The organism is Microbacterium abyssi (assembly GCF_015277895.1).
Taxonomy (GTDB): Bacteria; Actinomycetota; Actinomycetes; order Actinomycetales; family Microbacteriaceae; genus Microbacterium; species Microbacterium abyssi.
Genome location: NZ_CP063815.1, coordinates 2,680,445 through 2,703,424, shown reverse-complemented (window position 1 = coordinate 2,703,424; position 22,980 = coordinate 2,680,445). Strand labels below are relative to the sequence as shown.

Annotated in this window: 25 protein-coding genes; 13 read left to right on the top strand and 12 right to left on the bottom strand. The window is 67.9% G+C overall.

The window, feature by feature from the left end:
* Positions 1-182 precede the first annotated feature (182 nt).
* The 6 genes from IM776_RS13005 to IM776_RS12980 form a co-directional block, all read right to left on the bottom strand.
* A complete protein-coding gene (locus IM776_RS13005) occupies positions 183-1,820 on the bottom strand; it encodes an SPFH domain-containing protein (protein WP_194420509.1) in 1,638 nt (545 codons plus the stop codon).
* 91 nt (positions 1,821-1,911) lie between these two features.
* Complete coding sequence (locus IM776_RS13000; RefSeq protein ID WP_194420508.1) at positions 1,912-2,340, bottom strand: MarR family winged helix-turn-helix transcriptional regulator; 429 nt, start codon at positions 2,338-2,340, stop codon at positions 1,912-1,914.
* A gap of 209 nt (positions 2,341-2,549) precedes the next feature.
* Positions 2,550-3,356 carry an SDR family NAD(P)-dependent oxidoreductase gene (locus tag IM776_RS12995; protein ID WP_194420507.1) on the bottom strand — a complete coding sequence of 269 codons (807 nt, stop codon included), beginning with the start codon at positions 3,354-3,356 and terminating at the stop codon, positions 2,550-2,552.
* A gap of 75 nt (positions 3,357-3,431) precedes the next feature.
* Entirely contained in the window at positions 3,432-3,617 is a 186-nt protein-coding gene (locus IM776_RS12990) for a DUF1918 domain-containing protein (protein ID WP_194420506.1), read from the bottom strand.
* A 69-nt stretch (positions 3,618-3,686) separates the two neighbouring features.
* The gene (locus tag IM776_RS12985) at positions 3,687-4,712 is read right to left on the bottom strand and encodes a VOC family protein (RefSeq protein ID WP_228479759.1); all 1,026 of its coding nucleotides are present in this window, start codon (positions 4,710-4,712) and stop codon (positions 3,687-3,689) included.
* Positions 4,713-4,763: 51 nt separating this feature from the next.
* Complete coding sequence (locus IM776_RS12980) at positions 4,764-5,576, bottom strand: aggregation-promoting factor C-terminal-like domain-containing protein (RefSeq protein ID WP_194420505.1); 813 nt, start codon at positions 5,574-5,576, stop codon at positions 4,764-4,766.
* 237 nt (positions 5,577-5,813) lie between these two features.
* Between IM776_RS12980 and IM776_RS12975 the strand changes: the two genes are divergently transcribed.
* The 6 genes from IM776_RS12975 (at position 5,814) to IM776_RS12950 (ending at position 9,598) form a co-directional block, all read left to right on the top strand.
* On the top strand, positions 5,814-6,161 hold the full coding sequence (locus IM776_RS12975) for a PadR family transcriptional regulator (RefSeq protein ID WP_194420504.1): 348 nt from the start codon (positions 5,814-5,816) through the stop codon (positions 6,159-6,161).
* A gap of 2 nt (positions 6,162-6,163) precedes the next feature.
* On the top strand, positions 6,164-6,532 hold the full coding sequence (locus IM776_RS12970) for a DUF1048 domain-containing protein (protein WP_194420503.1): 369 nt from the start codon (positions 6,164-6,166) through the stop codon (positions 6,530-6,532).
* Positions 6,529-7,305 carry an ABC transporter ATP-binding protein gene (locus tag IM776_RS12965; RefSeq protein WP_194420502.1) on the top strand — a complete coding sequence of 259 codons (777 nt, stop codon included), beginning with the start codon at positions 6,529-6,531 and terminating at the stop codon, positions 7,303-7,305. The genes IM776_RS12970 and IM776_RS12965 overlap by 4 nt, the downstream gene beginning before the upstream one ends.
* A gap of 1 nt (position 7,306) precedes the next feature.
* On the top strand, positions 7,307-8,071 hold the full coding sequence (locus IM776_RS12960) for an ABC transporter permease (protein WP_194420501.1): 765 nt from the start codon (positions 7,307-7,309) through the stop codon (positions 8,069-8,071).
* Positions 8,072-8,148: 77 nt separating this feature from the next.
* Positions 8,149-8,793 carry a UdgX family uracil-DNA binding protein gene (locus tag IM776_RS12955; RefSeq protein ID WP_194420500.1) on the top strand — a complete coding sequence of 215 codons (645 nt, stop codon included), beginning with the start codon at positions 8,149-8,151 and terminating at the stop codon, positions 8,791-8,793.
* Positions 8,794-8,821: 28 nt separating this feature from the next.
* Positions 8,822-9,598 carry an alpha/beta fold hydrolase gene (locus IM776_RS12950; protein ID WP_194420499.1) on the top strand — a complete coding sequence of 259 codons (777 nt, stop codon included), beginning with the start codon at positions 8,822-8,824 and terminating at the stop codon, positions 9,596-9,598.
* Positions 9,599-9,696: 98 nt separating this feature from the next.
* Here the strand turns inward: IM776_RS12950 and IM776_RS12945 are convergent, their stop codons facing one another.
* Positions 9,697-10,119 carry a VOC family protein gene (locus tag IM776_RS12945; RefSeq protein WP_194420498.1) on the bottom strand — a complete coding sequence of 141 codons (423 nt, stop codon included), beginning with the start codon at positions 10,117-10,119 and terminating at the stop codon, positions 9,697-9,699.
* Between the two features lie 80 nt (positions 10,120-10,199).
* The gene (locus IM776_RS12940; protein WP_194420497.1) at positions 10,200-11,930 is read right to left on the bottom strand and encodes an L-aspartate oxidase; all 1,731 of its coding nucleotides are present in this window, start codon (positions 11,928-11,930) and stop codon (positions 10,200-10,202) included.
* Between the two features lie 70 nt (positions 11,931-12,000).
* Between IM776_RS12940 and IM776_RS12935 the strand changes: the two genes are divergently transcribed.
* Complete coding sequence (locus IM776_RS12935) at positions 12,001-12,927, top strand: LysR family transcriptional regulator (RefSeq protein WP_194420496.1); 927 nt, start codon at positions 12,001-12,003, stop codon at positions 12,925-12,927.
* Positions 12,928-13,029: 102 nt separating this feature from the next.
* Here the strand turns inward: IM776_RS12935 and IM776_RS12930 are convergent, their stop codons facing one another.
* Together IM776_RS12930 and IM776_RS12925 are read right to left on the bottom strand one after the other, a co-directional pair.
* Positions 13,030-14,031, bottom strand: a complete 1,002-nt coding sequence (locus tag IM776_RS12930) for an FUSC family protein (RefSeq protein WP_194420495.1) — start codon at positions 14,029-14,031, stop codon at positions 13,030-13,032.
* A gap of 111 nt (positions 14,032-14,142) precedes the next feature.
* Positions 14,143-14,889 (bottom strand): SDR family oxidoreductase, encoded by a 747-nt coding sequence (locus IM776_RS12925; protein ID WP_194420494.1) that lies wholly within the window; start codon positions 14,887-14,889, stop codon positions 14,143-14,145.
* A gap of 109 nt (positions 14,890-14,998) precedes the next feature.
* Here IM776_RS12925 and IM776_RS12920 point away from each other — a divergent pair, with 109 nt between their 5' ends.
* Together IM776_RS12920 and IM776_RS12915 are read left to right on the top strand one after the other, a co-directional pair.
* Positions 14,999-16,333 (top strand): M20/M25/M40 family metallo-hydrolase, encoded by a 1,335-nt coding sequence (locus IM776_RS12920; RefSeq protein ID WP_194420493.1) that lies wholly within the window; start codon positions 14,999-15,001, stop codon positions 16,331-16,333.
* A 32-nt stretch (positions 16,334-16,365) separates the two neighbouring features.
* Positions 16,366-17,832: an MFS transporter gene (locus IM776_RS12915; RefSeq protein WP_194420492.1), complete on the top strand. Its 1,467-nt coding sequence runs from the start codon at positions 16,366-16,368 to the stop codon at positions 17,830-17,832.
* A 4-nt stretch (positions 17,833-17,836) separates the two neighbouring features.
* Here the strand turns inward: IM776_RS12915 and IM776_RS12910 are convergent, their stop codons facing one another.
* Together IM776_RS12910 and IM776_RS12905 are read right to left on the bottom strand one after the other, a co-directional pair.
* Positions 17,837-18,247, bottom strand: a complete 411-nt coding sequence (locus IM776_RS12910) for a VOC family protein (RefSeq protein ID WP_194420491.1) — start codon at positions 18,245-18,247, stop codon at positions 17,837-17,839.
* Positions 18,248-18,293: 46 nt separating this feature from the next.
* On the bottom strand, positions 18,294-19,058 hold the full coding sequence (locus IM776_RS12905; protein WP_194420490.1) for a siderophore-interacting protein: 765 nt from the start codon (positions 19,056-19,058) through the stop codon (positions 18,294-18,296).
* Between the two features lie 94 nt (positions 19,059-19,152).
* Between IM776_RS12905 and IM776_RS12900 the strand changes: the two genes are divergently transcribed.
* Genes IM776_RS12900 through IM776_RS12885 form a run of 4 tightly spaced genes read left to right on the top strand, consistent with a single transcriptional unit; the run spans position 19,153 to position 22,966 of the window.
* Entirely contained in the window at positions 19,153-20,172 is a 1,020-nt protein-coding gene (locus IM776_RS12900; protein WP_194420489.1) for a siderophore ABC transporter substrate-binding protein, read from the top strand.
* 22 nt (positions 20,173-20,194) lie between these two features.
* Positions 20,195-21,214, top strand: a complete 1,020-nt coding sequence (locus IM776_RS12895; protein WP_194420488.1) for an ABC transporter permease — start codon at positions 20,195-20,197, stop codon at positions 21,212-21,214.
* A complete protein-coding gene (locus IM776_RS12890) occupies positions 21,204-22,211 on the top strand; it encodes an iron chelate uptake ABC transporter family permease subunit (RefSeq protein ID WP_228479758.1) in 1,008 nt (335 codons plus the stop codon). Before IM776_RS12895 ends, IM776_RS12890 begins: the two co-directional genes overlap by 11 nt.
* Positions 22,208-22,966 carry an iron ABC transporter ATP-binding protein gene (locus IM776_RS12885; RefSeq protein ID WP_194420487.1) on the top strand — a complete coding sequence of 253 codons (759 nt, stop codon included), beginning with the start codon at positions 22,208-22,210 and terminating at the stop codon, positions 22,964-22,966. Before IM776_RS12890 ends, IM776_RS12885 begins: the two co-directional genes overlap by 4 nt.
* Positions 22,967-22,980: the final 14 nt, after the last annotated feature.

Here is a 22,980-nt window from a genome sequence, read left to right as displayed (position 1 = left end):
TCCGCTCGCGGGGCGTCCCGCAGGCGTCCGAGTTGCGGTCGTTGAGCGAAGGCGCGCAGCGCCGGAGACGAAACGGGCTGAGCGAGCGGAGCGAGTCGAAGCCTCTCCGGCACCCGGCTGCGCACGCGCCATGACGGAGACGCCGACCGCGGATCAGTTTCGCGATCGGCGTCGCCGAGGAATCACTCCGCCGAAGCGGGCGGCGGTGGGGGCGTCGCCGAATCGGCGGTCTTCGTGGCCGTCCGCTTCTGCTGCGCCTGAGCAGGGGCTTCGGAAGGTGCCTGCGCGGATGCCGCCCCCGACGCGGCGAGGCTCTCACCGATCCCGCGGCCGACGGCCTGGCCCTGGATGATCGCGGCGAGGTCGAGGCCGGTCGCGGAGCTCACGCTGTCGAAGACCGACTTGAGCGCTTTGGCGTTGTCGGCGCCGACGACGTTCGACGCACCGTCATCTCCGGAACCGCCGACGATCGAGACGCTGCCGATCGCCGCATAACCCTTCGCGAACTCGCCCATCATCGTCGGAAGCACGTCGAGGACGCGCTGGGACAGGATCGCCTCCTGGTTGGATGCGATGGCCTTGGCCTCTGCCTCGACGGCGGCAGCGCGAGCCTCACCCTCCGCGCGGATGGCGTCGGCTTCAGCATTCGCGCGCAGGCGACGCGCTTCGGCTTCGGCGTCGGCGAGTGCGCGCAGAGCGTTGGCTTCACCGGCGGCCTTCGCCTCCGCCGCTGCGGCTTCACCGGCAGCGCGAGCGCGGTCGGCCTCTGCCTGCTGCTCGGCGATGCGGGTGCGCGCCTCGGCCTGCTTGACCTGCTCGATCGCGGCGGCCTCTGCCGCACGCTCGCGGGTGTACAGGTCGGCCTGCGCGCGGGTCTCCGCTTCGTAGCGCTGTGCGTCGGCGACGCGCTTGACGTCGGCATCCAGCTGGGCCTGCCGGTTCTCGGCCTGCTGCTGCAGGACGGCCTGCTCGGCCTGGGCGCGCGCGAGATGCTCGGCCTGCTCGGCTTCTGCGCGGGCGCGACCGATTCCGGCGTTGGCATTCGCAGTGTTCGTGTCGAGGGCGGTCTGCTCGACCAGGTTGGATTCCTGGTTGGCGATGTTCTTCTGGTTGATCGCACGGTCGGCGTTGGTCTGCGAGATCTCCGCGGCCTGGCGCTTGGACTGGATCTCGGGCGCTCCGAGCGACTGGATGTACCCGACGGCATCCGTGATGCCCTTGATCTGGAACGAGTCGAGGATCAGCCCCTGCTCGGCAAGTTCGTGCGATACGTCCGCCGCGATCTGGTCGGAGAATTTCTTGCGCTCGCGCATGAGCTCGACCACCGACAGGGTCGCGACGATGCCGCGGAGCGCACCCTCGAGCTGCTCGGTCGTGAACTGTTCGATCGCGGCATCCTGCGACGCGAAGCGCTCGGCCGCACGGCGCACGTACAGCGGGTCGGAGCCGATCTTCACGATCGCGACGCCGTCGACGTTCAGCGTCACGCTGTCGAGCGACTGCGCCTCGGCGTTCAGCGACACCTGGCGCGAGCGCAGCGAGATGATCTCGTGGCGCTGCGTGATCGGGTTGACCAGCGACTTGCCGTTCACGATGACGGTGACGGGCGAGTCGACGCTCTCGGAGCTCTCGGTGCCGTCGGCGCTGATGATCGCGCGCTGCACCCTCTGCTTGCGTCCCGAGATGACCAGCGCCTCATCGGCGCGCGCGACCTTGATCCAGCTGCGTGCGAACAGCAGCACGATCAGGCCCACGACGATCAGGGCGACGACGGCGATGCCGACGAGGATCAGAATTCCGACGGCTCCGGCGATCTCCATGTGTGTTCCCTCCCTCGCAGCCCGTGTCTGCGGGTCTGCACACCCGACTATGCCAGAGATGGCATGAACCGAGCAGGGTGGGATGCTGCGATCAGTGCGCGCGGAGCTTGTCCGTCAGTCGTCGCAGATGGCGCAGCTCATCCTCGTCGAGCGCTGACATGTGCTCGACGATCGAGCGGCTGTGCGTGGTGGCGACTTCGCGGAAACTGCGCGCACCGGCATCCGTCGCGGTGAGGATCGAGCCGCGCCCGTCCTCCGGATCGGCACTCTTCCTGATCAGCCCGCGGGTCACCATGCGGTCGACGAGACGAGAGACGCTGGGCTGGCTGATGAGCATGTTCGTCGTCACGTCGCGCAACCGCGCGGTCATGTCAGGGGCCCGCGTGACGGTGAGCAGCACGTCGTACTCGGCCTGGGTGATCGGGGTGCCCTCGAAGTCCGCGCTCATGGCCGTGAACAGCTCGTGTTGCGCGCGGAACAGGCCCTCCCACGCTTCGAGCGCGAGCTTGCGGTCTGTCATGAGACACAAGAGTAACGGAATGGTGAAGGGCCGGTCGGAGAGGCTTCCGGCCGGCCCTTGTCCCTTGCACCAAGAGTGTCCTGCAATCACATGCGGTGGATGCCACAGCAAACATTCACCGTGCGACCACTGTATAACGGCGAGGTAACGAATGCAACGGTCGGGTAACGAAATCTTCGACGACGTTCTTCGGGATGGACGATCGCGACCTAGTCGTACGCGTTCCAGGGATCGGCCCGTACGCGCTCGTCGACCGCGGCGGCGTCGTCACCGATGATCACTCGCCACGATCCGCGCTCGACCGCACCGAGAATCGCGGTCGCCGCCGATTCGGGCGAAACCGGCTCATAGTCGGCGAAGAGTCCGCCGAATGCGCGCTTCCACGTGCGAGGCGGCGCGGGCATTCTCGTTCGCACATGACCCGCCAGCACGAGCACAGCCGAGAGGTGCGGCGCATTCCGCTGAAAATCGACGACGAGTGACTCGGTGAACCCGCGCACCGCGAACTTCGCCGACGAGTACGCCGAATGCGGGGTGCGAGACCCGAGACTTGCCCAGAGCGCATTCACCGACGCTGTGTTCACGACCACGCCCTGATCCGCGGCGAGCAGCATCGGCAGGAACTGTCGTGTGCAGTTGTACGTACCCGACCATGACACCGCGAAGGTGCGCTCCCATTCCTCCGGCGGTGAGGTCACGAAAGACATCCCACCCACAGCGCCGGCGTTGTTGAACAGCAGGTGGATGTGGTCTGTGCGATGTTCTTGCGCAACCTCGCGCTGAAACTCGCTCACGGCGGCTCGATCGGACACGTCGCACACGTGCGCGGTAACCTGCACCGCTGGTGCCAGGCGCTGCGCTCTGCGAACCGCGGACTGAAGCCTGTCGTCGTCAAGATCGCACGCGGCGACGTGAACTCCCCGACGCACAAGCGCGAACATCAACTCCAGCCCGATGCCCGATGCGGCGCCGGTGATCACCGCGCGGCGATCTCTGAAACGCTCGAATGCGGGCATAGCGGTCACGATACTGGCCGAGAGACGCCCGGAACCGCTGATCGTGGTGCGACCGCGGATCGTAGTGCCCGGCCGTCAGTCCACGTGCCGGATCACCGTGTCGCTGCCGGGCGAGAGAATCGTCTCGTGCCCGTCGTCGTATCGGACCACCAGCAGCGGATGCTCCTCGGAACCTCGGATCTCGATGACCTCGCCGGTCCGCTCGACGGCACCCACCGTCCGCCCGTGAGTCACGATGCGATCGCCCACGTTCGGTCGCATATCGCACCACCTCCTGGCGCCACCATACTCCGCGCGGTCACGCGTCGAAACGGGTCGTCACGCGCCGCCTCAGCTCAGAACGAACCGCACCGCATTGCCCCACGGGTCGGCGGTGACGACGTGGGAGTCCGACGCGGAATGCTCGATGCCGGCATCTGCGAGACGAGTGACGAGCGCGTCGAGATCGGATGCCGCAGGCACGGCGACGGTGATCCCGCGAAGCCCCGCACTCTCCGCTCGCTGACCCGCGCCCGCGCTCTGCCACGTATTCGTGGCGAGGTGATGGTGGTAGCCACCGGCCGAGTAGAACACCGCGCCCTGAGCCTCGGACGTGACGTCGAAGCCGAGCACGTCGGAGTAGAACGCGCGGGCCTGATCGAGATCACCCACGCGCAGGTGCACGTGCCCCATGGTCGCAGAGCCGGATGCCTCGTCGCCCAGGTTCTCGTCGATGAACTGATTCGGATCGAGCATCGCGCTGCCCATGACGACCTCGCCATCCTCCCAGAGCCACTCGTCACGTGGCCGGTCGATGTACAGCTCGACGCCGTTGCCCTCGGGATCGCCGACGTAGAAGGCGAGGCTCACGGCGTGATCTGAGCTGCCCTGGTATGACTCCGGTGCCAGTTCGGCGACGTTCACCAGCGTGCGCGCCAGTGACGCCGCATCGTCGAACAGGATCGCCGAGTGGTACAGCCCTGCGCTGCGCGGGTCGTCTGCTCCCGCATCCGTCGCCTCGAGACGGATGAGCGGCTCGTCGATTCCGAGTACCGCGATGCCGGCAGACTCCTCGATGACCGTCAGCCCGATCACGTCGCGGTAGTACTCGGTCAGCGTGTCGAGGTCGCGCGCCGCGATCGTGACGGCACCCATCCCGGTGTCGGCCGGCAGCTCGTCTGAGGGGGCCGGCGGCCCGGGCTCCACCGGTGCGGACGTCACGGCGGAGGCGCCGGATGCCGGGGCATCACCCGCCGCGCGATTCTGCGTGGCGATCGCCCACCAGGTCACCATGACTCCGGCGATGATCACGGCGGCGCTCAGGCCGATGATCCAGCGTGCGGTCGAGGAGAGCGGGGGACGAGGAGATGAGGTCACACTCCGGGGGAACAGCATTCAGAGGAATATTGTTCCCGCGGAAACCAAATCTCAGTACCAGTTGACGGACTGCGAGTGACCCCACGCCGAGCAGGGTGTGCCGTATGCGCGCGAGATGTAGTCCAGGCCCCAGCGGATCTGCGTGCTCGCGTTGGTTGCCCAGTCCGAGCCGAAGGTGGCCATCTTGTCACCGGGGAGAGCCTGCGGGATGCCGGTGGCCCCGCCGTTCTGGTTGTAGGCCTGGTAATTCCAGCCCGACTCCTTCTGCCACAGCGAGTTCAGGCAGGAGAACTGGTCGGCGCCCCAGCCGTACTTCTCGGCGGCGATACGGGCTGCCACGTCGCGGGCGCCCTCGGGGGTGTTCGCCGCTGCGACGGCGGCGATGCGAGCAGCAGCGGCCTCTTCGGCCTTCTTCTTCTCCACTGCGACATCCAGGCGCTCGCTCAGCGATGCCGTCTGCTCCGTGATCGTCGTGGTCTGCGCGACGGCGTCGGCCGTCAGGTCGGGGCGCACCAGCGAGGTGACCTCGTCATCCGCGAGCGCGTCGATCGCCCCGAGCAGTGCGGTGGTGTCGATGGCAGCGCCCCCGGCTCCCACGTCGAGGCCGGACGCCTCGACTTCCGCGACGGTGGTGGCAGCCGTCGTGAGTGCGGTGCGGGCCGCCTCGAGTGCGGTCGTCGCTTCCGCCATCTCCGTGCGGAGCTCGCCGCGATCGATGACGGCGACGCGTCCGGAGATGTCTGCGGCGGCGGGAGCGGCGGTGGTGAGTCCGGCCGTGGTGAGCAGGCCGAGGGCGGTTCCAGCCACGAGGGTGAGCGCGATGACGCGGCGACGGGCAGGGGCGACAGTCTGAGTTTCGGGCATGACGAACGTAACGATCCTTTGACGTAGCTGAGCCGCTTCGGGGCGGCGCGTGCACCCTCGGGTCGAGCGCACAAGGTAACGAGTCTGCATCACGGACTCTGTGCGCCGCCTCCGTGTGCCCTGAACGACCGGTGTGAGTGATGGTCTCGAAGAACTAGGTACCTGGTGTTGCCAAGTACTGGTACTCAGTGTTACTTTGTACCGGTACTCAACAAGACTGAGTAGAAGGAGGCAGTGATGGCCAGCCAGATGACCGAGATGCTCAAAGGCACGCTCGAGGGCATCGTGCTCGCGATCCTCGGCGAGCGTCCGGCGTACGGCTACGAGATCACGTCACGACTGCGCGACGAGGGCTTCACCGACCTCGTCGAGGGCACCGTGTACGCGTTGCTCGTCCGCATCGAGCAGCGCGGGTTCGTGGACGTGAAGAAGGTCCCGTCCGAGAAGGGTCCGCCGCGCAAGGTGTACTCGCTCAACAGGCAGGGCCGCACACAGCTCGGCGAGTTCTGGAAGACGTGGAGCTTCCTCGCCGAGCGCATCGAACACCTCCACAACAACGAGCGTCACAGCAACGAAGGAGAATGACCATGGCCGCGAAGTGGATCGAAGCCCTCACCGGGTCACTCGAGCAGAAGAAGCAGTACCGGCAGGACAAGGCACGCATCGACGGCCTGCCCGAGCCCTACGCGACGGCAGCCAAGGCGATGCATCGGTACCTGATGTATTCCGGAGGCGTCACCGACGGCGACACCCTCACGACGATGTTCACCGACTTGGCTGACCTCTGGGAGCGCGCAGCGGTCGACGGAACGCCGGTGAGCCAGATCGTCGGCGACGATCCGGTGGAATTCAGCGAGACGTTCGCCAGCGCCTACCTGGGCAAGCGTTGGATCGACAAGGAACGGGAGCGCCTCACGAAGGCGATCGACGATGCGGAGAAGGGGGAGCAGAGATGATCACCGACACGACCCGAGCGCCTGCCCTACGGGTGGAGGGAATCACGAAGTCGTTCAAGGAACTCGAAGTGCTGCGCGGCGTCGACTTCGACGTCCAGGCGGGCAGCATCTTCGCCCTCCTCGGTTCCAACGGGGCCGGTAAGACCACGTTGGTGCGAATCCTCGCCGCCCTGCTGAAGGCCGACACCGGCACCGCCGTCGTACACGGGTTCGACGTCGCGACGGCGCCTGACGATGTGCGCCGCTCGATCAGTCTGACCGGGCAGTTCGCTGCCGTCGACGAAGTGCTCAGCGGCCGGGAGAACCTCGTGCTCGTGGCCAAGCTGCGTCATCTCGACAACCCGGGGGCGATCGCGGATGAGATGCTCGCGCGCTTCTCGTTGACGGATGCCGGATCGCGGCGAGCAGGCACCTATTCAGGGGGCATGCGACGCCGGCTGGACATCGCGATGAGCCTGATCGGCAACCCGCCGATCATCTTCCTCGACGAGCCCACCACGGGCCTTGATCCGCAGGCGCGCATCGAGGTGTGGCAGACGGTCAAGGAACTCGCGAATGCAGGCACCACCGTGCTGCTCACCACGCAGTACCTCGACGAGGCCGAGCAGCTCGCCGACCGCATTGCGATCCTGCACAGGGGCACCATCATCCAGAACGGCACGCTCGCCGACCTCAAGAAGCTTCTCCCGTCCGCCGAGGTCGAGTACATCGAGAAGCAGCCCTCCCTCGAGGACGTGTTCCTCGCGCTCGTAGGCGAGACCGAAGGGAACTGAAATGACCACTCACGTCCTCAGCGACACCAGCGTCCTCACCGGCCGGTCGTTGCGTCACATCCTCCGCAGCCCCGACACCATCATCACCACGGCGGTCACTCCGATCGCCCTGATGCTGTTGTTCGTCTACGTGCTGGGAGGAGCGATCAACACGGGATCCGATGAGTCCTACATCAACTACATGCTGCCCGGCATCCTGCTCATAACGATCGCATCCGGGATCGCGTACACGGCGTACCGGCTCTTCCTCGACATGCAGGGCGGAATCTTCGAACGATTCCAGTCCATGCCCATCGCGCGTTCCAGCGTGCTGTGGGCGCATGTGCTGACCTCGCTCGTTTCGAATCTGATCTCGGTCGCGATCGTGACGGGCGTTGCCCTGCTCATGGGATTCCGCACCGGGGCGTCCGTCGGCGCGTGGCTGGCCGTCGCCGGCATCCTGATCCTGTTCACCCTGGCACTGACGTGGGTCGCGGTCATCGCGGGCCTGTCGGCGAAGACGGTCGACGGGGCGAGCGCGTTCAGCTACCCGCTCATCTTCCTCCCGTTCATCAGCTCGGCATTCGTGCCCACCGAGTCCATGCCGGGGCCGGTCGCGTGGTTCGCCGAGCACCAGCCGGTGACCTCGATCGTCAATACGATCCGGGCGCTGTTCGCGGGACAGCCGGTAGGGGGCGAGATCTGGGTCGCGCTGGCGTGGCTCGTCGGCATCCTGATCGTCGCCTACGGCATCGCCGTGGCGGTCTACCGGAAGCGGCTGCGCTAGGACCAGCCCCGCTAACCCCTTGACCTCCCGGCCGCAAGGCCATGGGAGGTCAAGGGGTTCTGGCATACCCTCACGGCATGACGAAGAGCGACGAGCGGCCGGGCGCCGAGCTCTGGGTGCCAGAGCATGCGGATCTGTCCGAGCTGCGCCACGCCGCCGAAGAGTGCCGCGGGTGCGAGCTGTGGGAGGACGCCACCCAGGTGGTGTTCTCCAGGGGAGCGGCAACCGCGCCGATGATGATCATCGGCGAGCAGCCGGGAGATCGTGAAGACCTCACGGGAGAGCCGTTCGTCGGCCCCGCAGGCAGGATGCTCATGGAGGCGGCCAGCGCCGCCGACCTGCTTGAGGACGACCTCTACGTGACCAACGCCGTCAAGCACTTCCGGTTCGAGCGCCGCGGCAAGCGTCGCATCCACGACAAGCCCGCCGTGGGGCACATCGTCGCGTGCCACCCCTGGCTCGAAGCGGAGGCGGAGATCGTGCAGCCCGAGGTCATCGTCGCGCTGGGCGCGACCGCCGCACGCGCGGTCCTCGGGCGAACCGTCAAGATCGGCGAGGTGCGCGGGACCGTCCTCGAGCCGCCCGCCGGATGCGTGTCGCCGGTGGTCGTCACTGCGCACCCCTCGAGCATCCTGCGCGTCCGCGACTCCGCCGATCGGGAGGCGGCGTTCGACGCGCTGGTCGATGACCTCCGTACCGCCGCGGACCTCGTCACCCGCTGACGACCTCGCCGCGCGATAGCGTGATCGGATGATCGCTCACGACCTCGGCTCGGGCCCGGTGCTCGTCCTGGTGCACGGATTCGGCGTGGACCACCGCATCCTCCTTCCGCTCGATCGGGCGCTGGCGGATGCCGGGTGGCGACGCGTCTACATCGACCTGCCATGGGTCCCACCGGTCGCGGACGATGCGCCGGACAGCACCCAGAAGATCGCCGACGGGCTGGTCGCTGAGCTTCGCAACCACCTCGGCGACGAGCCCTTCGCGATTCTCGGCAGCTCGTTCGGCGGGATGCTCGCGCGCCACGTCGCCCATGAGCTGCGCGCGCAACTGCGCGGCCTCGCGACGCTCGTCGGCGCGTTCGTCCCGTACGCCACCGATCGGATCCTCCCCGACCGAACGATCCTCGTCGAGGATGAGGCCGCTCTGCAGGCCGCGGGCGACGAGGCCGCCGACTACGCGGAGGTGGCCGTGGTGCAGTCCGCGGACACCGCCCGGGCGTTCGTCGAACTCGTCGCCGCACCGCGCCGGGCCGCTGACGAGGCTCTTCTGACCAGGATCGCCGGCGACTACGCCCTCGACCGCGAGCCCGAGGCGGCGCATCCGGAGCCGTTCGATCTGCCGTCGCTGCACGTGTTCGGGAGGCAGGATCAGGTCACCGGTTTCGAGGACGGACTCGCGCTTCGTGCGCACTATTCGCGTGGCACGTTCGCGGTGCTGGATGCCGGCGGGCACAACGTGCACCTGGAGCGCCCCGCACTGGTCGAGGCACTCGTCACCGACTGGCTCGCGCGGATGGACGCCTGAACCAGCGACATGCTGGATGGATTCTGTCGGTCCTGAAACGCTCGGAACCGACAGAACTCATCCCGCATCGCCGGCCCCGGGCGGGCTGGTCGGCGCGATCAGGCGAACGAGTCCTCGATCGCGACCATCCAAGAGATGCCGTAGCGGTCGACGAGCATGCCGAACTCGCCGCCCCAGGGCGCCTCTCCCAGCGGTATCACAGCGGTTCCGCCGTCGACGAGGCCGTCCCAGGCGCGACGCAAGTAGTCGGTGTCCACCGAACCACCGCTCAGAGACACCGAGATCCCCTGCGGCGTCTGGTACTCCATGCCGGTGGGCGTGTCGGATGCCATCAGCACCAGCCCGCCGGGTGCATTCAGCTGGGCGTGCATGACGAGTTCGCCTTCACCCTCTGCGACGCCGCCGTCGGGCATCTCGCCGAACGTGCTGACGACGAGATCTCCGCCGAGCACGCTCTGATAGAACTCCATCGCCTCGCGGGCGGTGTCGCGGAAAGACAGGTACGGATTGAGGTTCGGCACGATGGCCCCTTCGTCGGACTGCGCGGATGCAACCAGTGTGCGCCCTGAGCCCACGATCCTCAACGGGTTTCAGGGGACGTTCACTCCACGAGCTTGCCCTCGGACGAGACGTCGCGGATCAGCGTGCGGATCTCGGCAGGGACTGGCGGGATCTCCTCGCGGGTCACTCCCGTGGTCGGCGACCAGACCAGGTTCACCTGCAGGTTCGGATCCTCATCCGGGAAATCGCTGCGGTTGTGGCATCCACGGGTCTCGCGCCGCTCGAGCGCGGCCTCGAGGGTCGCGCGGGCGGCCAGGGCAGACGCCTTCAGGTCGAACGCGTGCGCGAGGTCCTGGAAGCCGGCGATGTCCGGGTGGATGCCGACGTCCTGCATCCGATCCTCGATCGTGTCGAGCTCGGCGAGCCCCGCCCGCAGGCCTTCCTCGGAGCGCACGACGCCGGCGTGCTCGGTCATGACGTTGCGGATCGCGCGCTGCAGCGCGCGGACGTTCTCTCGGCCGTCGGCGGCGAGGAGGTCGGCGATCTCGGCGCGTGCCGCGGCCACGGCATCCGCCGATCGGTTCTGTGCCGCAAGTCCCGCGGCATGCGCCATCGCCGCCTGACCGACGATCCGGCCGTACACGAGCAGCTCGATCAGCGAGTTGCCGCCGAGACGGTTCGCGCCGTGCAGTCCGCTGGACGCCTCGCCGATCGCGTAGAGTCCGTCGACGTCGGTGCCGTGATCGTCCGGCCTGACCCACACGCCGCCCATCGAGTAGTGCGCGGTGGGGGCGATCTCAATGGGATCGGTGGTGATGTCGAGCATCTGCAGCTCCATCATCGTCTGGTAGACGCGCGGCAGCCGGGTCATGATCGTCTCGCGCGGCAGGTGCGACACGTCGAGCCAGACCCCTCCGTTCTCGGTGCCGCGGCCCTCGGCGATCTCGGTGTACGCCGCCAGGGCGACGCGATCGCGCGTGGAGAGCTCCAGGCGCTCGGGGTCGTACTCCGACATGAAGCGCTCGCCGAGGGCATTGCGCAGGATGCCGCCCTCGCCGCGCGCGGCCTCGGAGATCAGCGTGCCCGCAGCGTTCTCGGGCTCGATGATGCCGGACGGATGGAACTGCACGAGCTCGGGGTCGCGCAGACGCCCGCCCGCCTCGACGGCCAGGCGGAACGAGTCGCCGGTGTTCTCGTCGCGGCGCGACGAGGTGCGGCGCCAGATGCGGTTGTGTCCGCCGGCGGCGAGGATCACGGCATCCGCGTGGATGAGATAGCGCGTGCCGTCCGCCTGATCGAAACCGTACGCGCCGAACACGACGTTGTCGCGCACGAGCAGGCGGGTGATGTAAACGCCGTCGAGGATCGGTACGGCCTGCTGCTCGGCCCGGCGGACAAGGGTGCGCTGGATCTCCAGGCCGGTGTAGTCGCCGGCGAACGCCGTGCGCCGGAACGTGTGCGCCCCGAAGAAGCGCTGCGAGATGCGGCCGTCGTCCTCGCGGGCGAAGTCCATGCCCCAGCGCTCCAGATCGCGGATGCCGCGCTCGGCGCCCTGCGTGACGACCTCGACGGTGTGCGGGTTGGCGAGGAAGTAGCTCTCCTTGATCGTGTCGGCGGCGTGCTGCTGCCAACTGTCGCCCGGATCCATGGTGCCGAGCGCGGCGTTGATGCCGCCTGCCGCGAGCGAGGTGTGCGCGTCATTGCGCGGCCGCTTGCCGACTGCGAGGACGTCCACGCCGTGCTCGGCCACCTCGATCGCGGCACGGAGGCCCGAGCCGCCGGTGCCGATGACGAGGACGGTGGTGGAGATCTGACGTTCGCGAGTGCTCATCTCTCCACGGTAAGAACGTCCGCGCGATAACTCCAATGCATTGTTCGCCTTGTGACGATAGACTGCAGGCATGAACCTGGAGCAGCTGCGGGGATTCGTCACGGTCGCCGAGCTCGGGCACTTCACCCGGGCAGCGGAGCAACTGCATCTGGCTCAGCCGTCGCTGAGCCGACAGATCTCGACGCTCGAGCAGGAGCTCGGGGCAGAGCTGTTCCACCGCGCTCGGGGCAACATCTCGCTCACGGCCGCCGGTGAGACGCTGCTGCCGCGTGCGCGACGCATGCTGACGGATGCCGACGCGATCCGCACCGAGATGGCCGAGCTCGCGGGGCTCCAGCGCGGCCGCGTGCGTCTCGGCGCGACACCGACGCTCTGCATCAGCCTGATCGCCGAGGTTCTGCGTGCGTTCCACGATGCCCACCCGGGCGTCGAGCTGCAGCTCGTGGAGGGCGGATCGAACCTGCTGATCGAGCACCTCGCCGCCGGAGCCGTCGACATGGCCGTGGTCACGATGTCGGAGGGGCGGCCGGTCACGGGCACGGCTCTCGTGCGCACGCCGCTGCTCACCGAGGAGCTGGTCGTCGTCTCCTCCGCCGATCAGCCGCCGATCGCGGACGCGGCGATCGACCTGGAGCGTCTGTCGACGCTGCCGCTCGTCGCGCTCGCCGAGAGCTACGACCTGCGCGGATCGACGGATGCCGCCTTCGAGGCCGCCGGTCTCACGCCGTCACTCGTGGTCGAGGGGGCCGAGATGGATGCCGTGCTCCGCTTCGTCGAACGCGGGATCGGGGTGGCGGTCGTGCCGGCCACCGTGCCTGTCGACCGGCCCACGCTGCGCTCGGTGCGGCTCACGAACCCGCAGCTCGAGCGCACCATCGTGCTTGCACACCGCACCGACGTGAACCCGACCCGAGCGGCCGCCGCGATGCGCGCCGTGATCGTGCACACCGCTGACTACCTCGCCGCCCGCTCGCCCGAGACACTGCATCCGGTCTGACTCTCGCGAGTCGGGTCGCGACCTGGACGCACACCGAGTGCTCGGGTCGCACAGACTGCCGTTCTGAGCGCGCGAAAGCGGCGGAATTCGCGACCTGAACGGTCAGACCCTCGTTCGTGGATGCAGCACTCCCGATGCTGCGCCAAGGGCGGCGCCGACGATGGTGTCGATGACGCGCTCCAGGGCAACGTCCATCGATCCGATCTGCCCGGTCGCGGCGCCGGTGAGCAGCAGAACGAGCGGCGTGATGATCATCAGCGCGAGCGCGTAGTGACGCACGACCACGAGCTCCACCGAGAACTGCATGATGCCGAGGATCAGCGCGATCCAGAGGCCGGACGGATGCAGCAGTGCGAGCAGCGCGTACACGCCGACGCCCAGGATCGTCCCCAGCATCCGGTGCAGTCCACGCTCGAATGCGGCCCGGCGGTCGGCGGCGACGCCGATCACGGCGATCGCGGCACCGACGATCCAGTAGCTGCGTCCTGGGTCGACGAAGAGGCCGAGCGCGACTCCGAGGACCGACACGATGGCGACGCGCAGGAGCAGCATCCGGGAGGCATCGTCGAAGGCGGGCCCGGGAAGCAGCTCGCGCAGCGGACGCGCCGGATGCGAGCGGACGCGACGGATGAGCAGCGGCGAGAGCGCGACGACGTACGAGAACAGGCAACCGGCGGCGATCACCGCAGAATAGGTCAGCGGGAGGATCCCGGCGTGCGCGGTCACCTGGGCGGAGAGTCCGAAGACGAGGACGAAGAAGATCGGCCCCGGCGGGCCGAGCCGGAATCCGAACGAGAGCGCTGCTGCGACGAGCGCGACGATCACGATGCCGATGCTGACTAGCCAGAGGTTCGCCCCGGCGAACGCGCCGAGCGACGCGCTCACGATGAGCCCGGCCGCGACGATGGGCAGCACCCGCGCTCGCTCGACGACGGGTGCGGCGCCGGCGAAGAGGACGGTGAACGCGCCGGAGCCCGCGATGTAGCCGAGCGTCGGGTGGCCGAGCAGAGTCATCACTGCGATCGGTACGGCCATGCCGATCGCGGCCTGCAGCCCCAGCTGCCACCGCGGGCCACGGGACGGGGCGAAGGCGAACAGGCTCACCCGTCCATTCTCTCGCGTCTCGGGCCGCGCATTCGGGGATACGGACACTCTTCCAGTCGCGAATTCTGCCGCTCTGAGCAGGCGTATGCGGCAGAATTCGCGACCTGGACGTCAGGGATGCTGCGTGGCGACCCAGTCCGCGAACGTCTGCGTGCCGAGGTCGGCATCGGGGCCGGGCAGCGCGAGACCATCCCGCATGCCCTTCATCTGCTTGGTCGGGATGCTGAGCGACGGCACCCAGCCGCGATGGCCGATGGCCTTCGCGTAGGCCTTGACCATGGCATCCAGGGCCTCCTCGCGCGGCCCGGCGATGTCACGCGCCCGGCCCTGCGGGGCTTCGGATGCCACGGTGGCGAGTCGCGCGCCGACCTCGGTAGCCGCGATTGGCTGCGTGCGCGCCCGGGGTGCCAGACGCAGAGGACCGATCTTCGCCTGCGAGAACATCTGCGCTGCGAACTCGTGGAACTGCGTCGCGCGCTGGATCGTCCACGGCACCGGCGACGTCTCCACCACCTTCTCCTGTGCGATCTTTCCGGCGTAGTAGTCGTACGGGATCCGATCGATCCCGACGATCGACAGCAGCACGATGTGACCGACGCCGGCGCGATCGGACGCTGCGATGAGGTTGCCCGTTGCGGCCGTGAAGAACTGGGTGGCGGCATCCGCGTTCAGCGTCGAGATGTTCGCGGTGTCGATCACCGCATCGACGCCGTCGAGCGCGGCATCCAGGCCCTGGCCGGTGACGAGATCGACGCCCAGCGAGCGGGTGAGGATCACGGCCTCGTGCCCGGCCGCGCGCACGGCCTCGACAGTCGGCGCCCCGACGATCCCTGTTCCTCCGGCGATGGCGATCTTCATCTGGTGGTCTCCTTCTCGCTGTCGACTCTCAGTGTCGTGCATGACAGGGCGCGATGGCGACACCTTTCCGCGGTGCGGCAACGAGCGGCGCGGGAGCTAGCATGAGGCCATGCACGCCGTCGTCGCACGCCCCGGCATCGCCGAGCGCCTCTCGCGGATGATCCAGTTGCCGACCGTGTCGGCCGAGCTGGAGCAGCGCGGGATGCAGCCGTTCGACGACTTCGCAGCTCTCATCGCCGAGCTCTACCCGCTCACTCATCAGCACCTCGAGCTCGAGCGGCACACCGACTTCGGGCTCCTGTTCCGGTGGAAGGGCGTCTCGGATGCCGCACCGCTCGTCCTGATGGCGCACTACGACGTCGTCCCAGTCGACGAGTCCGACCCGTGGACGCATCCGCCGTTCTCCGGCGCGATCGCCGATGGCCGGGTGTACGGCCGCGGCACGCTCGACGACAAGGGCCCGCTCCTCGTCGTGCTCGAGGCCGTCGAGAACCTGCTCGCGGCCGGATTCACCCCCGCCCGCGATGTCTACCTGTCCTTCGGAGGCAACGAGGAGACGTTCGGCGCCGCCGCCGTCGAGATCGCGCGCGTGTTCGAGGAGCGGGGGATCGTGCCGTGGCTCGTCGTCGATGAGGGCGGTGCGGTCGTCGACGCTCCGCTGTCCTTCGTGCAGGGGCGAGCCGCGATGATCGGCGTCGGTGAGAAGGGCGTGCTGACGCTGAAGCTCAGCGCGCGCGGCGACGGCGGGCACGCCTCCGCGCCGCCCACGCTCACCGCGGTGCGGCGCGTCGCGCGGGCCGTGAACCGCCTCGACCCCGGCACGTTCCGCCCGCGCACGCCGAAAGCGATATCCCGGATGCTGGCGCAGTTCTCCGAGCAGGCGAAGGGGCCGTCGCGGCTGCTGCTGAAGGTGCTCGCGCGGGTGCCGTTCCTCACCGCACGGGTCTTCGCGGCACTCGGGGGAGAGCCGGCGGCGATGGTGCGCACCACGGTCGCACCCACCATGCAGTCCGGAGGGACGGCGGCGAACGTCATCCCTTCGCAGGCTTCCGCCACGGTCAACCTGCGCATCGCGCTGGGTGAGACGATCGAGGATGCCGTGGCGCGAGTGCGCCACCGGATCCGTGATCCGCTCGTGTCGATCGACGTGCTCGAGGGCAGCGAGCCGTCGCCGGAGTCACCCACCGACAATGCGCAGTTCGCGCTGCTCGGGCGGGCGCTCGCGGACGCGTTCCCCGGGGTGCGGCCGGTGCCGTACGTGATGATGGCGGCCACGGATTCGCGTCACTTCCACCGGTTCTCGCCCGCCGTGTACCGCTTCGCGCCGCTGGAGATGTCGAACGCGCAACGCGCCGCGATCCATGGCGTCGATGAGAGCGTCGAGATCGCTACGCTCGAGCGAGGCGAGACGTTCCACCGGGCGCTGCTACGGCACCTGACCTGACGCGCGTCGCCACTACCCGAAATGGAGCGATGATGCCCCGTACCGCGACCCTCGGCGCGCTCGCCGCCGTCGTCGGATTCCTCGCGTTCGTCGAGTTCACCAGTGGCGTGCTGCAGGGCTACTACACCCCGATGCTCTCAGACATCGCTCGGCACCTGCAGATCCACGATGCCGACGTGAACTGGTTCGAGGGCACCCAGCTCATGCTGTCGGCGCTCGTCGTGCCGGCGTTCGCGAAGCTGGGCGACATGATCGGGCACAAGCGGATGCTGCTGATCTCCACCGCGCTCACGGCCGCCGCGGCGCTGGCCCTGCCGTTCACGGATTCGTTCTGGGTGTTCCTGGTCGCGTGGACGCTGATGGGTTTCTACGTCGTGTGGCTGCCCCTGGAGATCGCACTCATCTGGTCGCGGTCGCGGCGGCTGGAGGGACGCTCTGTGATCACGGCCAAGGCCGCCGGGCTGCTCGTCGCCGCCCTCGAGACCGGCGCGATCCTCGGCGCGCTGGCTGGCGGTGCGCTGATCGATGTGCTGCCGCTGACGATCGTACTGCTCATCCCCGCGCTGTTGGTCGTCGTGTGCTTCTTCGTGATCCTGTTCGGGGTGAAGGAGTCGCCGGAGCAGACCGGCGGCGTGCTCGACACCGTGGGGCTCGTCCTGATCTCGCTCGCGCTGATCTGCTTCACGGGCGGGCTCAGCCTGCTGCGCCTCGACGGCGGGCTGGTCAATCCGTGGTCGTGGGCGGTCGTCGTTCTCGGGCTGCTGCTGATCGTGCCGTTCGTGCTGTGGGAGCTGCGCCACGGCGACCCGCTGATCGACGTGCGGATGTTCCGCTCGCCGGCGCTCGGGCCCGTGTTCCTCACCGCCGGTCTCTTCGGCGTCAGCGTGCTCGGTGCGCAGGCGCCGTTGTCGACCTTCGCGCGCACCGACCCGGACGTGTACGGATACGGCCTCGGCACGACCGGCTTCGCGACCTCACTCATCATCGGCATCTATCTGGTCGGCATGATCACCGGCGCCCTTTTGTTCCCCGTGATCGCCCGGCTCGCGACCCCGCGGGTCACTCTGATCGGCGCATCGGCGTTCGTCGCCGTCGGGTTCCTGCTGTTCCTGCCGTTCCACGACAGCTACCTGCAGGTGATCACGAACATGGTGATCGTCGGCCTCGGCTCGGGCGCCCTCGTCGCCGCGCTCCCGGCCGCCGCGGCATCCGCTGCTCCCGAGACGCAGACCGGCGTTGCGACCGGACTCACGAACTCCGTGAAGACTGTCGGCGGAGCGATCGCCTCGTGCGTGTTCGGCATCGCGCTGCTGCACGGCGTCGCGTCGACGGCCGGGGGAGCGGAGGGCACAGCCGGCTCCCTGGAGGGCTACTTCACCGTCTGGATCGTGTGCGGCGTCACCGCGCTGGCCGCATCGGTGCTGCTGCTGTTCGTGCCCAAGCAGGCCTTCACAGACCGGACGGTGAACGAAGCGGAGCAGCAGCCGGCCGTGATGTGAACGCTCAGCCCTCGGCCGTCGCGCGTGGCGGGTTGTGCATGAACTCGATCCGGATGCCGCAGTCATCCTCGACGAAGGACGCGTAGTACCGGTCGGAGAATCGCGGATAATCCTTCGGCTCGCGCACGGCCGTCCACCCGGCATCCATCGCGATCGAGTGCAGACGATCCACCTCGGCCCTGGAGTCGACCGAGAAGGCGAGGTGCTGCCAGCCGACGCGACCGTGCCGATGCGGCCCGGTGCCGGCTTCTCGGGCGGGGAAGAGGATCAGCTCCGTCTCGTCGTCGCGGTACCAGGAGACGCTGTTCTCCGCATCCGTGCGGGTGAACGCGAGGGCTGCCATCGCGGGGTCGAATTGCGCGATGCCACGCGGCAGGTCGTCCACGGTGATGCCGAGATGATCGAAGACAGGCATGAAGAACAGTCTTGCGGAAGACCTCGGGATCGTCGAGGCCGCCCGCTCAGTGCGGTGCGTGGTACTCGGCTTCGCCGCGCTTCCAGTAGCCCTTGACCGTCGCATGGTCGGTGTCGACGCCCCAGCGCGCGAGCAGTGCACGGCCGGGCTTGACCACGGACTGCTCGGCGGCGATGAAGACGAACGGGTCAGTGCCGACGGCATCCGATTCGCCCAGGCCCTCGAGGAGCGAGATCAGCGCGGAACCCGCCGGCGCGTTTCCGCGGTGCAGCCATTCGGCCTTCGAGGGCGCATCGATCGCGATCTCGTCCTCTGAGCCACGCACCTCGACGACGACGCGCGCAGGCTGGTCACCGATCAGGGCGGCGAAGCGCCGGATCGCAGGAATCGCCGTCTCGTCCCCTGCGAGGAACCACGAACCCGGTGTCCCGGTGATCACTGCCGAGCCGCGAGGACCGCCGACGCCGATCTGCGAGCCGAGCGGAGCGGTCGCAGCCCAGCGCGCCGCGACGCCCTCGTCGCCGTGGACGGCGAACTCGACCTCGAGCCAGTTCTCCGCCCACACCAGCGGCGTGTACTCGCGGCTCGGCGCCGCACGCAGCTCTTCGACGGAATCCGGCATCTCATCGGGGAAGAACAGGCGCATGTGGTCGTCGCTGCCGAGCGAGGTGAAGCCGAACAGGTCGTCACCCTCGAGTCGCACGCGTACGTAGTTCGGGGCGAGCTGCTCCCGGGCGGTGAAGGTGACTGTGCGGAACTGGAGGTCGAGCCGTTGACGCTCCAACGAGAAGGAGGATTTCGGGTTGGTCATGAACTTAGGCTAGCCTGCGTAGCGAACAGTCAGGTAAGCCTTACCTAAGCTTGCATCGGTTCGGTCTCATGTCCACGTCACAAAGGAGCAATCCATGTCCTCACGTCGCGCTTTCGCCCCAGCCGCTCTCGTTCTCGTCTCGGCCATGGCCCTCGCGGGCTGCACATCCACGACGGCAGAGGCGGAGTCCGAGACGGATCCGGCAGAGCCCGGGACGCTGACCTACAGCTGGGATCGCAACGTCGCCGGCGAGGACGAAGAGCCCGAGTACGAGGAGACCACGGTCGAAGTGCCTCGGAGCCCGGACAAGATCGTCGCGTTCGAGATGTCGAGCGTCGACACGATCGGCGCCTTGGGCGGGGAGGTGGCCGGGGCGCCGCTCGATTCGGTTCCGGAGTACCTGCAGGACAACCTCGCCGACGACGCCTTCAACGCAGGCACGCTGTTCGAGGCCGACCTCATCGAGATCGAGGCGCAGCAGCCCGACCTCATCATCATCGGCGGACGCTCCTCGGGCCTCTACGAAGAACTGAGCCAGATCGCGCCGACGATCGACCTGGGCATCACCGGTTCCTATCTCGAGACCCTCGAGCGCAACACCACGTTCTTCGGCGAACTTCTGGGGGCCGAAGACGAAGCGGAAGCGGCGCTCGAAGAACTGACCGTCGGCATCGACGAGGCGAAGGCCGCCACGGCGGACGCCGGCGACGGCCTGGCTCTCATGGTCTCCGGCGGCGAGCTCAAGGCCACATCGCCGGCACCGGCCGAGGGCGGGAGCGCCGCCGTGCGCGGTGGACTCATCTACGACGTCTTCGGCGTGGAGCCTGCGATCGACGACATCGCCTCGGCAACGCACGGCGAGCCGATCTCGTTCGAGTTCCTGCTCGAGCACGACCCGGCGACGCTCTGGGTCGTCGACCGTGACGCGGCGACCGGCGAAGCCGCCGAGGGAACCGCTGCTGCGCAGGTGCTCGACAACGACATCGTGAAGCAGACCAGCGCGTTCGAGGACGACCGGATCGTCTACCTCGACCCCACCGCCTGGTACATCGTCTACGGCGGAATCGAGACGACCCAGCTCATGATCGACGACGTCCTGCAGATCGCGGAGTGATCGCCTTCTCGCACGTCTCATCATGACCGTCACCGCCCCAGCGGCTTCGAGCACCCCCACCCAGGTCCGGCCCCGCCGGACCTGGGTGGGGGTGCTCATCGGCGTCGTCCTCGTGGCCCTCGCCCTCACGAGCCTGTTCGTCGGCGTCTCGGACGTCTCGCCTGCAGCACTGCTGGGCGGCGGTCCGGACAGTATGTCGGCCTTCCTGTTCGTCGCCAGCAGGATCCCGCGCACCGTGGCCGTGCTCCTCACCGGTGCATCGCTCGGCATCGCCGGACTCATCATGCAGATGCTCGTGCGCAATAAATTCGTCGAGCCGAGCACGACAGGGGTGACCGAGTTCGCCACCTTCGGGATGCTCCTGGTCATCATCTTCGCGCCTGGGATGGCGCTGATCGGCAAGATGGGCGTCGCTGCGGTCTTCGGTCTCATCGGCACCTGGGTGTTCCTGCGAGTCGTGCGGGCGGTGCCGGTGCGCCAGCTCGTGCTCGTGCCGCTGGTGGGCATCATGCTCGGCGGTGTCGTCGCAGCCGCCACCACGTTCTTCGCCTACCGGCTGGATCTGCTGCAATCGCTGGGCACCTGGGCGCAGGGGAGCTTCGCGGCAATCATGCAGGGTCGGTACGAGTTCCTCTGGATCGCCGGTGTGATGGTGCTCGTCGCCTGGCTCGCCGCTGACCGTTTCAGCGTGATCAGCCTCGGCGAGGAGTTCGCGACGAACCTCGGTCTCGACTACCGGAGGGTCGTAGCCCTCGGCATGGTCATCGTCGCGATCATCACCGCCGCTGTACTCGTCACCGCCGGGATCATCCCTTTCCTCGGTCTCGTCGTGCCGAACGTCGTCAGCCTGATCATCGGCGACAACGTGCGACGCGGCATCCCCTGGGTCGCCGGACTCGGCGCCGTCTTCGTGCTCGGCTGCGATCTCATCGCTCGCGTCGCGCGCTTCCCCTACGAGATGCCGCTGTCGGTGATCGTGGGCGTGGTCGGTGCGGGTCTGTTCCTCTGGCTGCTGCTGCGAACGGGAAGCCATGCCCACTGACACGCTCACTCGGACGCCGGTGGCACGGCAGCGCCCGCACAGTCGCTGGTCGACCCCGCAGGTGCGGATCGGCGTGCTGGCCATTGCCGTCCTGGTGCTCATCGCGGTGTATCTGCTCACCGACATTCCCGGATCGCTCGCGTTCGCCCTGAAGATCCGCAGCCTCACGGTGATCGCGATGCTCGTCGTCGCCACTGCCGTCGGCGTCTCCACGGTGGTGTTCCACACGATCACGCAGAACCGCATCCTCACCCCGTCGATCATGGGCTTCGACGCCTTCTACATGCTCGTCTCGACGATCATCGTGTTCTTCTTCGGATCGAACTCGTTCCTGGCGGCGGACGATCTGCTCCTCTGGAGCGTGCAGGTCGTCGTGATGGTCGCGTTCAGTGTCGTCCTGTTCACCTGGCTGTTCGGAGGTAAGCGGCGCAGCATCCATCTCATGCTGCTGGTCGGGATCGTGCTCGGGACGTTCTTCCGCGGGTTCACCGAATGGATGCAGCGGATGCTCGACCCGCTGGACTTCCAGATTCTCTCCGACGCCATGTTCGCGTCGCTGACGCGTCCGGACCCGACCCTCCTGGCGTTCACCGCGATCCTCGTCGCGCTGGGTGTCGGCGCCGTGATCCCGCTGCTGCGCACGCTCGACGTGCTGACGCTGGGGGATGCCGCCGCCATCGGCCTCGGCGTGAATCACCGTCGTACCGTGATGGCACTGTTCGCCGTCGTATCGATCATGGTCGCGGCATCCACTGCTCTGGCCGGACCCATCCTCTTCTTCGGCCTCATCGTCGCGAATCTCGCCTACTCGCTGGCCGGCACGTTCCGGCATGCCTGGACGCTGCCGGCGGCGAGCCTCATCGGCGTCGGATGCCTGCTGCTCGCGCAGATCATCCTCGAGCAGATCTTCGGTTTCGGCGGCAGCCTGTCGATGGTGATCGAGTTCGCCGGCGGCCTGTTCTTCCTCTATCTCGTCCTTCGAAAGGGTGCACGATGATCGTGCTCGACTGCGCCACCAAGCGCTACAAGAACCAGACCGTCCTCGACGACGTGACGATCACCCTCGGCGACGAGGGGGTGACCGCGCTGATCGGACCGAACGGGGCCGGGAAATCCACGATGTTCGGGTTGATCGGACGCCTCATCGCGCCGAATGCCGGCACCGTGAGCGTCGATGACGTGGATGTGTCGGCGACGCGATCTCAGGAGCTGGCGAAGATCCTGGCGGTGCTCCGTCAGGACAACCACATCGCGGCCCGCCTCACGGTGCACGACCTCGTCGAGTTCGGGCGCTTCCCGCACTCGCGCGGGCGCCTGACCGTCGCCGACCGCGAGCACATCGAACGCGCGATCGACTACCTCGACCTCGGCGCGTTCCGCGAACGATTCCTCGACGAGCTCTCCGGCGGGCAGCGGCAGCGGGCGTTCATCGCGATGGTGCTCGCGCAGGACACGAAGTACGTGCTGCTCGACGAGCCGCTGAACAACCTCGACCTCAAGCACATGACCGAGATCATGAAGCTCGTCCGGCGGATGGCCGATGATCTCGGCAAGCGGGTGATCGTCGTGCTGCACGACATCAACTTCGCGGCGACCTACGCGGATCGGATCGTGGCCATGCGCGACGGCCGGGTGGTGGCGGATGCTCCGTCCGACGAGATCATGCAACCGGACGTTCTCGAGGCGGTGTACGGGACCGCGGTCGACGTGCGAGAGATCGACGGCCAGAGGCTGGCGCTGTACTACAACTGACCGCGTCGCGATCC